This window comes from Arthrobacter sp. R-11 (genome assembly GCF_049913155.1).
Classification (GTDB): domain Bacteria; phylum Actinomycetota; class Actinomycetes; order Actinomycetales; family Micrococcaceae; genus Arthrobacter.
The window spans coordinates 1,574,721-1,586,838 of sequence record NZ_CP183979.1 but is presented as its reverse complement, the minus strand read 5'-3'; the positions used below and the strand labels follow the sequence as shown (position 1 = coordinate 1,586,838).

General features: G+C 67.6%; 13 protein-coding genes. 1 reads left to right on the top strand and 12 read right to left on the bottom strand.

The features are described 5' to 3' along the window. Positions 1-165: 165 nt before the first annotated feature. The 12 genes from rpsO to rimP all read right to left on the bottom strand — a co-directional run bounded on the left by rpsO (position 166) and on the right by rimP (position 10,884). Positions 166-435, bottom strand: coding sequence for a 30S ribosomal protein S15 (gene rpsO, locus ACN9M4_RS07130; RefSeq protein ID WP_070350904.1), 270 nt, complete (start codon positions 433-435; stop codon positions 166-168). 178 nt (positions 436-613) lie between these two features. Next, positions 614-1,468, bottom strand: a complete 855-nt coding sequence (kynA, locus tag ACN9M4_RS07125; protein WP_426302845.1) for a tryptophan 2,3-dioxygenase — start codon at positions 1,466-1,468, stop codon at positions 614-616. Then, positions 1,465-2,490 (bottom strand): bifunctional riboflavin kinase/FAD synthetase, encoded by a 1,026-nt coding sequence (locus ACN9M4_RS07120; RefSeq protein WP_426302844.1) that lies wholly within the window; start codon positions 2,488-2,490, stop codon positions 1,465-1,467. The genes kynA and ACN9M4_RS07120 overlap by 4 nt, the downstream gene beginning before the upstream one ends. A gap of 97 nt (positions 2,491-2,587) precedes the next feature. Next, a complete protein-coding gene (locus ACN9M4_RS07115) occupies positions 2,588-3,070 on the bottom strand; it encodes a hypothetical protein (RefSeq protein ID WP_426302843.1) in 483 nt (160 codons plus the stop codon). 1 nt (position 3,071) lies between these two features. After that, positions 3,072-3,425, bottom strand: coding sequence for a hypothetical protein (locus ACN9M4_RS07110; RefSeq protein ID WP_426302842.1), 354 nt, complete (start codon positions 3,423-3,425; stop codon positions 3,072-3,074). Between the two features lie 2 nt (positions 3,426-3,427). Continuing rightward, positions 3,428-4,378, bottom strand: a complete 951-nt coding sequence (gene truB / locus ACN9M4_RS07105; RefSeq protein WP_426302841.1) for a tRNA pseudouridine(55) synthase TruB — start codon at positions 4,376-4,378, stop codon at positions 3,428-3,430. 14 nt (positions 4,379-4,392) lie between these two features. Further along, positions 4,393-4,869, bottom strand: a complete 477-nt coding sequence (locus tag ACN9M4_RS07100; protein WP_426302840.1) for a nucleoside deaminase — start codon at positions 4,867-4,869, stop codon at positions 4,393-4,395. 85 nt (positions 4,870-4,954) lie between these two features. Further along, positions 4,955-5,464 (bottom strand): 30S ribosome-binding factor RbfA, encoded by a 510-nt coding sequence (gene rbfA, locus ACN9M4_RS07095; RefSeq protein ID WP_426302839.1) that lies wholly within the window; start codon positions 5,462-5,464, stop codon positions 4,955-4,957. 259 nt (positions 5,465-5,723) lie between these two features. Continuing rightward, a complete protein-coding gene (gene infB / locus ACN9M4_RS07090; RefSeq protein WP_426302838.1) occupies positions 5,724-8,558 on the bottom strand; it encodes a translation initiation factor IF-2 in 2,835 nt (944 codons plus the stop codon). 152 nt (positions 8,559-8,710) lie between these two features. Continuing rightward, positions 8,711-9,064 (bottom strand): YlxR family protein, encoded by a 354-nt coding sequence (locus ACN9M4_RS07085; RefSeq protein WP_426302837.1) that lies wholly within the window; start codon positions 9,062-9,064, stop codon positions 8,711-8,713. A gap of 231 nt (positions 9,065-9,295) precedes the next feature. Beyond that, positions 9,296-10,276, bottom strand: coding sequence for a transcription termination factor NusA (gene nusA, locus ACN9M4_RS07080; RefSeq protein ID WP_426302836.1), 981 nt, complete (start codon positions 10,274-10,276; stop codon positions 9,296-9,298). Next, positions 10,276-10,884 (bottom strand): ribosome maturation factor RimP, encoded by a 609-nt coding sequence (gene rimP, locus ACN9M4_RS07075; protein ID WP_426302835.1) that lies wholly within the window; start codon positions 10,882-10,884, stop codon positions 10,276-10,278. Before rimP ends, nusA begins: the two co-directional genes overlap by 1 nt. Positions 10,885-11,076: 192 nt before the next feature. Between rimP and ACN9M4_RS07070 the strand changes: the two genes are divergently transcribed. After that, positions 11,077-12,081, top strand: a complete 1,005-nt coding sequence (locus ACN9M4_RS07070; RefSeq protein WP_426302834.1) for a DUF4439 domain-containing protein — start codon at positions 11,077-11,079, stop codon at positions 12,079-12,081. Positions 12,082-12,118: the final 37 nt, after the last annotated feature.

The window sequence follows — 12,118 nt, the reverse complement described above, 5'->3', positions numbered from 1 at the left end:
CCCGGTCATCGATCGAGACCCTCGGGCTCCGCCGTCGGAATGGACGGACGTTCCCGGGGATCACTACCGAGGACCGCGAATGCGCGATGCGGTTGATTTCCTTGGATGTAGTTGTGCGTGAAGCGGGCGGCCCGTTCCCTGGGGATCGGGCCGCCCGAAGTCAAACTAGCGGCGCAGGCCGAGACGCTCGATGAGCGAACGGTAGCGGGCAATGTCAACGTTCTTCAGGTAGGTCAGCATGCGCTTGCGACGACCGACCAGGGCGAGCAGGCCGCGCTGGGTGTGGAAGTCGTGCTTGTGCTCCTTCATGTGCTCAGTCAGATCCTTGATCCGCTGAGTCAGGACAGCAATCTGGACCTCAGGCGAACCGGTGTCGCCTTCGGAGGTTGCGTATTCCTTGATGATGGACTGCTTTACAGCGGCGTCGAGTGCCACATGAACTCCTAGAGTTGTGCCGTGCGTCCCGAGTCAGCGCTTCACTGCCGGGTTGCTGGGTGGCGGTAGCCGCGCACGCAACAGGTCCAGCCGCCACGGACTGCAGCCGAACCATCGACCAGTTTACCGGCAGGGCGCCGGAGTTGTCGAAACGCGGGAGGCGCCGGAACCGGGCAGGCTACCGGCCGATTTCGGTGCGCACGGCGAAGAGCTCCGGGAAGAACGTCAGTTCGAGGGCCTTCTGCAGGAAGGATACGCCGCTGGAACCGCCGGTTCCGGTCTTCATGCCGATGGTCCGCTGGACCGTGCGCAGGTGCCGGAAGCGCCAGAGCTGGAAGTTGTCTTCGAGGTCCACCAGTTCTTCGCAGGCTTCGTAGGCTCCCCAGTTGTCCTGGGCGTTTTCGTAGATGTGCTTGAAGAGCGGCACCAGTTCCGGGGCGAACTCATGCGCCTGCGTGACATCGCGTTCCAGGACTGAGGCGGGCACCTCAAAGCCCTGCCGGTGCAGGTAGGACAGGAATTCGTCGTAGATGCTTGGCGCGTGCAGGAGTTCCTCCAGCATGGCCTTTGCCTCCGGATCGGACTCGAACACGGGGATCATCTTGGCGTTCTTGTTGCCGAGTGCGAACTCCACGGCACGGTACTGGGCGGACTGGAACCCGGAGGAGTTGCCCAGGAAGCCGCGGAACTCGGAGTACTCGGTGGGCGTCAGGGTGGCCAGGACGGACCACTGCTCGGTGAGGGTCTTCTGGATGTGCTTGACCCGGGCGATGGCCTTGAGCGCTGCGCCGAGCTCGTCGGAGCGAAGCCACGCGGCGGCGCTGCGGAGCTCGTGGAGCACGAGCTTCAGCCACAGTTCGGTGGTTTGGTGCTGGATGATGAACAACAGTTCGTCGTGGTGCTCGGGCTTGCTGACCGGTTGCTGTGCGCTGAGCAGCACCGGCAGCTGCAGGTACGAGCCGTAGCTCATCCGGGTGCTGAAGTCCCGGACGATTCCGTCCTCAAGCGGGCGGGTGTTCTTCTCGACGCTCATTGTGCGGCCGTATCCTCCGTGTTGCGGGTCAGCAGGATGTTCCGGGCCTGGATGACGTCCAGGCGCATCTGCTCCACAAGGGCTTCCGGCCCACGGTACGCGACCATGCCGCGCAGCCGCGCGGTGAATTCGACAATCACTGTCTGGCCGTAGAGATCAAAGGCCTCCACGGCTTCCTCCGGACGGTCGATGACGTGCGCCTCAACCTGCCGGCTGACGCCGTCGAAGGTCGGGTTGGAACCGACGGAAATGGCGGCCGGCCAGCGGGTGCCGGCGGGGTCGACGAGCCAGCCGGCGTAGATGCCGTCGGCCGGGACATAGCCGCTGGCGTCGTGCGCCAGGTTGGCGGTGGGGAATCCCAGGGCGCGGCCGCGGGCGGCGCCGTGCACCACTTCGCCGCGCATCCGGTGCGGCCGGCCGAGCACCGCGGTGGCGGTGGCGACGTCGCCCTCGGCAAGGGCCTCGCGCACCCAGGTGGAGGAACACCGGCGGCCGGAGTCGCCGTCGTGCCAGCGGCCGTCCTCGCCCTCAAGCGGTGCCCCGCCGGCCCCGTACTCGTCGACCACCGTGACGTCGAAGCCCAACACCTTGCCCAGTTCCTGCATGGTGACCACGTCGCCGGAGTTACCGGCACCAAAGCGGAGGTCGTGTCCCACCACAACGTGGGCGGCGTGCAGGCCGTCCACCAGCACGCCCCGGGCGAATTCCTCGGGGCTCATCCCGGCCAGGTCCAGGTTGTACTTCATCACCAGAACGGCCTCGACGCCGGTCTGCGCCAAGGCGTCCAGCTTGTCCTGCAAACCCATCAGCAGTTCCGGCGCCGATTCCGGGCGGTGGACCTGGGCCGGGTGGGGGTCGAAGGTGACGACGACGGAGCGGCTGCCGCGCTGGGCGGCAGTGCTCAGGAGGTGCGCGAGGACCTCCTGGTGCCCGCGGTGGACGCCGTCAAAATTTCCGATGGTAACGACACTGGGGCCGAAGTCTTCGGGGACTTCGCTGGGATCGTTCCAGATGTGGACCATCAACCTCGCCTTTTGCTGCTGTTCAGCCAATCACTGGCTGTTCACTACCACCGGCGGCCTGGTCCGGCGCCGGAACTCTCTAAGGGTACCCGTTCAGTTACTGCGCGTTCGCCGAAGGTACGTCCGCCTTGCCGGGCCGGCGCTTGTTCAGCCACAGCAGCCCAAGGATCGGCAGGACCAGGGGCACGAAGCCATAGCCGCGACCGAAGAGGGACCAGACGGTGTCGTGCGGGAAGGCCACGGGGTCGAACAGGCTGAACGCGCCGACCACGATCACGCCCACGAGTTCCACCAGCACCGCGGCCAGGGACACCTTGAACCAGGTGCGGCCGGGCTTGGCGAGGGACACGGTGGCCACCAGGTACACGATGGCGGCGAAAGCCGAGAGGATGTGCGCCAGCGGCGCTTCGGCGAATTTGGTGGCGATCTGGTAGCCGGCGCGGGCCGTCGCGGAGATCGCGAACACCGCATAGACGGCGATCAGCAGCCGCCCGGGGCCGGTGTTGCGGGTATCCCGGCTTGTCGCTGCCCGCTTCTTCTTGGACGTGGTCTCTGTGGACACCTTCGGTGCTTCTTTCATGTCAGTACCAGATCTGGTTCATGCGGGCGGCCATTACCAGCGCGGTGACGCCGACGGCGGCCAGGACGAAGTTGCTCCAGCGGGTCCGTTCCAGGATGGACCAGTACACGGCGCCCAGCGGGAGCATGAGGGCGGTGGCGAGGTAGCCCCAGAACTCCCAGGCCTCCCCCGCTATCCGCTCCCCCGCGATCACCCGGATGATGGAGCCCACCAGGTAGACCAGCAGGACGAGTTCGACGGCGGCCACCGAGAGGATGGTGATGTCGTTCGGGGCCTTCTTCATCAGGCCCGCCACGAGGCAGGTAATGGTGGAGATGAGGCCGACGGCCAGCACCGCGTAAAAGTAGCCGTCCACGCTCAGCCAGCCGCCTTTTCGTTTCCCGGTTTTTCATTGCCCGGCTTCTCGTTGCCCAGCGCGAAGACCAGGACGGGTTTGGCGTGGCTGCCGGCGTCGGCCAGCAGCGCCACCAGCTCGCCGGACGGGGCGAAGGCGGCTACCGGGTTGTCGGCGGTGGCCGCGTCCGGGGTTCCCGCGGCAGCTCCGGCGGCGATGCGGCGGCCGTAGGAGATCTCGATGCTTTCGGCTTCGCTCAACTCGCGGCTGGGCATAAGGGCGCGGGCGGCCTCGGACATCTCCAGGACATCCAGTTCCTCAGCCAGTTCCTCCAGGGTGCGGGCCTGCTCCAGGGTGTAGGGGCCCACCTTGGTGCGGCGCAGTGCGGTCAGGTGGCCGCCGACGCCGAGCGCCTCGCCGAGGTCGCGGGCCAGGGCCCGGATGTACGTCCCGGAGGAACAGTCGACCTCGACGTCGACGTCGACGACGCGGCCGCCGTCGACCCTGCGGATGTCCAGCACGTCGAAGCGGTGGATGGTGACCGGCCGGGCGGCGAGCTTCACTTCCTCGCCGGAACGGACGCGGGCGTAGGAGCGTTCGCCGTTGACCTTGATGGCGCTGACACTGCTGGGGACCTGCTGGATGGCGCCGCGCAGGGCCTCGATTCCCCCATTGATGCCCGCCTCGTCCACAGCCTCGGCGCTGTGGGCGGCGGTGACTTCGCCTTCGGCGTCGTCGGTGATGGTGGCTTCACCCAGGCGTATGGTGGCGGAATAGCTCTTGGTGGTTCCGACGATGAAGCTCAGCAGCCGGGTGGCCTTGTTGATGCCGAGGACGAGGACGCCGGTGGCCATGGGATCCAGGGTCCCGGCATGGCCGACTTTCCGGGTACCGGCCAGCCTCCGCATCCGTCCAACCACGTCGTGGCTGGTCCATCCCTGCGGTTTGTCGACAATCACCAGTCCAGAAAGCACGCCTCCCAGTATATCTAGTACTCGGTGCGCTGCTCGTTGTGCCGCCATGCGTCGAAAGGCGCCTCGGCGCCGTCGACCTCTGTGTGCTGGACGGGCAGCAGTTCCGGGCGGCCGCCGTCGAAGTACTCGTAGAACACGGCGTCGTCGAAGCCGGCGCGGGCGGCACCGTGCCGGTCGGCGGCGAAGTAGACACGATCTATCCTGCCCCACAGGGCTGCGGACAGGCACAAGGGGCAGGGTTCGCAGCTGGCGTAGAGGACGGCGCCGCTGAGGTCGAAGGTGCCGCTGGCCGCGGCTGCGCGGCGGATGGCCACCACCTCGGCGTGCGCGGTGGGGTCGTTGTCGCGGGTGACCCGGTTGCTGCCTTCGTGGACGGTTCCGTCGGCCGTGACCACGACGGCGCCGAACGGCCCGCCGCCGTCGTCGACGTTCTGCACGGCGAGCCGGATGGCGTGTTCCAGATAGCGTCCGGGGTCAGGATCCGCAGTCATGCTCCGATCTTAGCCAGCGCCGGCCCTTTTGGATGCAGAAAAGCCGGACCCCACCGGGTCCGGCTTTCCGTGACATTGAGGGCCGTTAGCGGCCGTTGTCCTCGTCGATGTCCTCATCGTCCCGGAGGTCGATGTCCTCTTCGTCGAAGTCGTCCTCGTCGATGTCTTCATCGCGGGGCGCGTCGCTCTTATAGGGGTCGGCGTCGCCGGCGTGCTTGGCACCGGCCCTGAGGGCGGCCACCTCGGCATCGCGCTGCTTGGCGGTGCGCAGCAGTTCCTCCAGGTTGGAGGCGTTGACGGGCACCATGTCCGGGACGAACTCGAGGGTGGGGGTCAGGCGCACGGTGATGTTCCGGCCCACCTCCTGCCGGAGGACGCCCTTGGCCTTTTCCAGTGCCCGGGCAGCGTCGGCGTGGGCGACTTCGTCGCCGAAGACGGTGTAATACACGGTGGCATGCTGGAGATCGTTGGTGACCCGGGCATCCGTAATCGTGATGGCGCCCACCCGCGGATCCTTGACCCGCCGGCCCAACGCCTCGGCAACAACAACCTTAATCCGCTGCGCCAACTTGGCAGCCCGTGCGGGATCAGCCATTTCCACTCCTAAAAAATCTGGGGTACGACGGCGACAGCGGCTGACGTACCCGGGTTCTGTAAGGTGCCACCCGCCTCAGGCGAGTCTAGACGGACTGCCGGACGCCCAAGCCGCGAAGGCGGCATGGGGGGGCCCGGGAGTGGCATCGGGCCTTTCTGAACCGGAAGGCTCACGATCGCAGATCGTGAGCCTTCCGGCGAAGGGGCGGGGCCCCCATACCGCCGTAGCGGCAGGTGAGGCGCCCCGGCCGATAGTTACCTTAGACGCGCGGCTTCTCGCGCATCTCGAAGGTCTCAATGATGTCGCCTTCGGCGATGTCGTTGAAGGACCCCAGGCCGATACCACACTCGAAGTCCGTGCGGACCTCGGTGGCGTCGTCCTTGAAGCGCTTGAGCGTCTCAACCGTGAGGTTCTCGCCGATGACCTTGCCGTCGCGGGATACGCGCGCCTTGGTGTTACGGCGGATGATGCCCGAGCGGACGATCGAGCCGGCGATGTTTCCGAACTTGGAGGAACGGAAGACTTCGCGGACCTCGGCGGTACCCAGCTGGAATTCTTCGTACTCCGGCTTGAGCATGCCCTTGAGTGCGAGCTCGATGTCGTCGATCGCCGAGTAGATGACCGAGTAGAAGCGCATGTCCACGCCTTCGCGGTCGGCCAGTTCAGCAACGCGCTCAGCCGGCTTGACGTTGAAGCCAATGATGATCGCGTTGTCCACGGTGGCGAGGTTGACGTCGTTCTGCGTGATGGCACCCACACCGCGGTGGATGACGCGCAGCTGCACGTCCTCGTCGCCCACATCGATCTTGAGCAGGGCGTCTTCGAGGGCTTCCACGGCACCGGATACGTCACCCTTGAGGATGAGGTTGAGGGTGTCGATCTTGCCTTCGGCAACGGCCTTGTCGAAGTCTTCCAGGCTGATCCGCTTGCGGCGCTTGGCCAGTGCCGCGTTGCGGTCGGCTGCCTCGCGCTTTTCGGCGATCTGGCGGGCCGTACGCTCGTCCGGGGTCACCAGGAAGGTGTCACCGGCGCGCGGCACGTTGGACAGGCCGAGGACCTGGACCGGGCGGGACGGCAGCGCGACGTCGAGGGCGTTGCCGTCCTCGTCGAACATTGCACGGACACGGCCGTGGGCGGTGCCGGCAACGATGGTGTCGCCGACGGCCAGGGTACCGGACTGCACCAGGACGGTGGCCACGGAACCGCGGCCCTTGTCCAGGTTGGCTTCGATCGCGATACCGCGAGCGTCCTTGTCCGGGTTGGCGCGCAGGTCGAGCGCGGCATCCGCGGTGAGCAGCACGGCGTCGATCAGTTCGTCGATGTTGAGGTTCTGGCGGGCAGAGACCTCAACGAACATGGTGTCGCCACCATATTCTTCGGGAACCAGGCCGTACTCGGTGAGCTGGCCCTTGACCTTGTCCGGGTTGGCGCCGTCCTTGTCGATCTTGTTGACCGCGACGACGATCGGCACGTTGGCAGCCTGGGCGTGGTTGAGCGCTTCGACCGTCTGCGGCATGACGCCGTCGTCGGCCGCGACCACCAGGATGGCGATGTCGGTGACCTTCGCACCACGGGCACGCATGGCGGTGAACGCCTCGTGACCGGGGGTGTCAATGAAGGTGATGTCGCGCATGGCACCTTCGTGCTCATGGCTGATCTGGTAGGCACCGATGTGCTGGGTGATGCCACCGTGCTCGCCGGCCACCACGTTGGTCTTGCGGATGGCATCCAGCAGTCGGGTCTTACCGTGGTCGACGTGGCCCATGACCGTGACTACCGGCGGGCGCGGTTCGAGGACGTCGTCGCCTTCGGCTTCCAGTTCGGCGTCGAGGTCGATGTCGAAGGAATCCAGCAGCTCGCGCTCTTCGTCTTCCGGAGACACGACCTGGACCTTGTAGCCCAGTTCCTCGCCCAGCAGGGCGAAGGTGTCCTCGTCGAGGGACTGCGTGGCGGTGGCCATCTCACCCAGGTGGAACAGCACGGTCACCAGTGCAGCGGGGTTTGCCTCGATCTTGTCGGCGAAGTCCGTGATGGAGGAGCCACGGCGGAGGCGGACAACAGTGTTGCCGTCGCCGCGGGGCACCGAAACGCCGCCCAGGGACGGAGCACTCATCTGCTCCAGTTCCTGACGCTTTGCACGCTTCGACTTACGCTGCTTGCCACGGCCTGCGCCGCCCTTGCCGAAGGCACCCTGGGTACCGCCGCGGCCGCGGCCGCCCTTGCCGAAGCCGCCGCCTGCGGGAGCTCCGCCGCCGCCGGTGCCGGGAGCACCGCCCGGACGGCCGGGGCCGCCGGGACGACCGGCACCGCCCGGACGGCCTGCGCCAGGCGCCGGACGTTCGGTGCGGTTGGGCATCATGCCCGGAGTCGGGCGGGGGCCGCCGGGACGCGGTGCGCCGGGGCGCGGGGCGCCCGGACGCGGTGCGCCGGGGCGGGGTCCGCCTGCACCGGCTGCCGGACGGGGACCGCCGGCGCCAGCTGCTGCAGGACGCGGACCGCCGGGACGTTCGCCTTCCGTGCGGGCGCCGCCGGGACGCGGCATGCCCTGGGAGGTTGCGAAGGGGTTGTTGCCCGGGCGCGGAGCACGGTCGCCTTCACCGCGGCCGCGGGGCATGCCCTGGGACGTTGCGAAGGGGTTGTTGCCCGGACGGGGGCCGCCGGGGCGCGGAGCCTGGCCCGGACGTGACGGAGCCGGAGCTTCGGTGCGCGGAGCCGGACGAGCGCCGGGCTTGGCGGAAACGGGGTTTGCCGGGGCTGCAGCGCTGGGCGCAGCCGGAGCAGCAGGTGCTGCCGGCGCGGGAGCCTTGGGCGCGGCCGGACCGGGAACCGGACCCGGGCGCGAGGCAACCGGAGCTGCCTGTGCGTTCGAGGCTACCGGAGCCTTCGGGGCGGCGGGGGCCTTGGGCGCCACGGGGGCGTCTGCCTTGGCGGCGCCGGCACCCGGGTAGGCGTTGCGAAGCTTCCGCACAACGGGAGCTTCGATGGTGGAGGAAGCGGAACGGACGAATTCGCCCAGTTCCTGCAGTTTGGTCACTGCTTCCTTGGAGGTGATTCCGAGCTCTTTCGCGAGCTCGTGGACGCGGTACTTGGCCACTTTTCTCCTGTCTCGGTCCGCACCGAGCCAGGTACGAACCGTCTACTTCTTACTGCGGGCCTCCGCCGCGCATGCAGCTGCAAGGCCCTGTGCAGAGCGCAACAAAGTTGTCATCGTTGCGTACTCATCGCTGGGAACTCATCGGGTTTCCATCAGTTTTCTGACCCGCTTTCAGGTTTGGACGGTTGTTCCGCGGCGGCCGGAGCCTCCGCGGGTGGCATGCCTGCGAGGTAGCGTTCGACGGCGGCTGTGTCGCTCGCGCCCGCGAGGGCCCGGGCGAAGGCGCGCCGTTTGGTTGCCAGCATCAGGCAGTTGCCGCTGGGGTGCAGCCACGCACCCCGGCCAGCCATCCGGCGTCGTACATCCACCAGGACGACGGGTGACCCGCCGCCTTCGGCGACAAGCCGGATCAGCTCATTCCGTGCTCCGTGTTTCCGGCATCCGATGCAGGTCCGCACGGGCTGGTGCCCGCTTGAAAGGGGTGCGGCCACTGGGTGTTCAACCATCCTCAGTGTCCTATACCCGTCCTTCTTCGTTCCTGTTTCCCGGCACCGCCCGGAAGGGCAGGCCGCCCCGAGGGGCGGCGCCACTTAATTCAAAGCAACGCAAATCAACGCAGCGCCAAGGAAAACGGATACCGGACGCAAGCCCGGCTCCAACCAGTCTAGTCCCCCGGGTGCCCGGCCACCGAATCCGGGGACGGCGCGGCCGGGCTTCCGAAGGGACCTGCCGGCCGGCTAGTTGCCGTGGCCCTGCGCGGCGTCGGAGACGATGTCGATGCGCCAGCCGGTCAACTTGGCCGCGAGGCGGGCATTCTGCCCTTCCTTGCCGATCGCGAGCGACAGCTGGTAGTCCGGGACCACTACGCGGGCGGAGCGGGTGGACTCGTCGATGATGGTGACAGAATTCACACGCGATGGCGACAGCGAGTTGGCGATGAAGGTCGCAGGATCGTCGCTGAAGTCGACGATGTCGATCTTTTCGTCATTCAGTTCGGTCATGACGGCGCGCACGCGGGAACCCATTTCGCCGATGCACGCGCCCTTGGCGTTGATGCCCGCGACGTTGGCCTTGACGGCCATCTTGGTCCGGTGGCCGGCTTCACGGGCCAGGGCAACGATCTCGACCGAACGGTCCGCGATCTCCGGAACTTCCAGTTCGAACAGCTTCCGGACCAGGCCGGGGTGCGAACGGGACAGTGTGATCGAGGGGCCCTTGGCACCGCGGTGTACGTCCACCACGTAGGCGCGCAGGCGGCTGCCGTGGGTGTACTTCTCGCCGGGAACCTGTTCGGGCGGCGGCAGGAGGGCCTCGACGGTGCCGAGGTTGACCTGGATCATGTGCGGGTTGTTGCCCTGCTGGATCAGGCCTGCCACCAGTTCGCCTTCGCGGCCCTTGAATTCGCCCAGGACGTTGTCGTCCTCGACGTCGCGCAGGCGTTGCAGGATGATCTGGCGAGCGGTGCTGGCCGCGATCCGGCCGAAACCGTCCGGGGTGTCCTCGAACTCGCCGACAGCTTCGCCGTCGTCGTTGAACTCGGTGGCCCAGATGGTCACGTGGCCGCTCTTGCGGTCCAGCTCGGCACGGGCCTTTTCGTAGGCGCCGGGCGTCTTGTGGTAGGCCACCAGGAGGGCTTGTTCGATGGTGGGGATCAGGAGGTCCAGCGGGATTTCGCGCTCACGCTCCAGTAGTCTCAGCGCGCTCATGTCAATATCCATCAGGCCTCCTCGGAAGGTCCATCGTGTTCGTCTACCAGCCCGGCCTCGTCGAGGTGGCTGAATTCAATTTCGACTTTTCCTTGCCGGATCCTGTCGAAAGGAAGCTTCACGGGGTCGCCATGCTTGGGCTTCATCCCCTTCTTGACCTCGAGTTCCGGAATCAGGGTCACGCCGTCGTCGTCGACGGACTGGATCCTTCCGGTGAGGTTTTCGCCCTGGATGACGTTGACCTTGACCATGCGGCCGCGTGCGCGGTGCCAGTGGCGGGGCTCGGTCAGCGGACGGGAAACGCCGGGCGAGGAGACTTCGAGGTCGTACGGCCGGCCGTCGTCGTGGGGATCGTTGTCCAACACATCGGACAGGGCCCGGGAGATCTCGGCGATGACGTCAAGGCTCACGCCGCCGGTTTCCTCCTGCGGGAGGTCGATGACCACCTGGACCGTGCGGTGCGAACCTGCGACCTGGACGGTGACGTCTTCAAGGTATAGCCGGCTGGCCTGGACCACTGGTTCCAGCAGTGCCTTGAGCCTGCTTTCTTCGGGGTTGCCGGCGGCTGCCGCCTGTGCTCCAGCCTGGTCTGTTGAAGTCCTGGCTTCCGAATCACTCACTGGCCAGCCGCCTCCCGTTCGATGTTGTTGTGAGTACTAGGGTATCGAGTTTCACGGCGAGGTGGTGCACCGCGGTTCCGCCGGCGGCCCCTGCACATGACACCATGGACTGTTGTGAATGACGAGACTGCGGAAAATCCGGAGCGCCCTGCGGAAAACCATGGGCCCCACGGCTGGGTGAAGGCCGTGCTTGTGTCTTTGCTCGCAGTCCTCGTCCTGGGCACCGGGGCGGTGCTGCTGCCGGCCAACGACGGGCCTGCCCCGGAGCCGCCGTTTTCCGAAGCCGCGAAGGCCGCCGCCTACGCCGAAACCCGCGCGCTGCTGGTGGACGCCTCGGCCGCCGGCAGCGCGCCTGCCACGGCGGCGCTGCTGGAAACCCAGGCGCGGGCGCTGCTCGCCCCTGCCCCGGCGTCGCCCACTGCTGCTTGGTCCGCTGCGGTCTCCTCGGCTCCCGCGGGGCCTTCTTCGAAAGCCGCGTTCCTCGCCGGGCTCTCCCGCAGTGCGGCGCAACGCCTGGCCGACGCCGGAAAGAGCGACGGCGGGACGGCCCGCCTGCTTGCCGCCGTCGGCACAGCGCAGCTGCTGGAGTCGGTACGGCTGGCAGGGGCGTGGGGACTGCCCGCGCCGGCCGGACCTTCCCTGGCTCTTCCGACGGCGGCGCCCTCCCCCGCAGCGCCGCCCACCTGCACTTCCGGCGCGGGCACGACGACGGCAGCGCCTCCGGCCGGCGAGGCTGACCCGGCGGGCGCCGGAGACGCACTGGCCGCCGTCGTGGGCGCCGAACAGAAGGCTGTCTACGTCTACCAGGTCGCCCTCACCCGGCTTGACGGACCCGATGCCGGAACGGCCGCCGGGGATCTCGCCCGCCACCAGGAGCTGTTGCGCGAGGCCGAGGCCCTGGCCCGCGTGCACTGCACCGAACCGCCGCCGCGCGAAGCCGGGTACCGGCTGCCGGCGGACTTCGGGACCCAGGCAGCCGCGGCGCTCGGGGAACAGGAGTCGGCCACGCTCGCTGCCTACGGCGAACTGGTGGCACTTTCGGACGGCGAAACCCGCCGATGGGCCATGGCCGGATTGCTGGACGGTGCCCGTCGGCTGGAATCCTGGGGCACGCTGCCGGGAGCACTGCCTGGCCTGCCCGTCGACCCTGCGGCCTTGCCGGGACTTCCGGAAAGCACCTCCGCTCCCCAGCGGTAGGCCAGCCTTACTTCGCTGGCGCCCGCCGCCCTGGGGT

Bases quoted from the DNA above. Each gene is read 5' to 3' on its own strand.
- kynA (WP_426302845.1), bottom strand. From the start codon at position 1,468: ATGAGCGTCGAGAAGAACACCCGCCCGCTTGAGGACGGAATCGTCCGG.
- ACN9M4_RS07120 (WP_426302844.1), bottom strand. From the start codon at position 2,490: ATGGTCCACATCTGGAACGATCCCAGCGAAGTCCCCGAAGACTTCGGC.
- ACN9M4_RS07115 (WP_426302843.1), bottom strand. From the start codon at position 3,070: ATGAAAGAAGCACCGAAGGTGTCCACAGAGACCACGTCCAAGAAGAAG.
- ACN9M4_RS07100 (WP_426302840.1), bottom strand. From the start codon at position 4,869: ATGACTGCGGATCCTGACCCCGGACGCTATCTGGAACACGCCATCCGG.
- rbfA (WP_426302839.1), bottom strand. From the start codon at position 5,464: ATGGCTGATCCCGCACGGGCTGCCAAGTTGGCGCAGCGGATTAAGGTT.
- ACN9M4_RS07085 (WP_426302837.1), bottom strand. From the start codon at position 9,064: ATGGTTGAACACCCAGTGGCCGCACCCCTTTCAAGCGGGCACCAGCCC.
- nusA (WP_426302836.1), bottom strand. From the start codon at position 10,276: ATGGATATTGACATGAGCGCGCTGAGACTACTGGAGCGTGAGCGCGAA.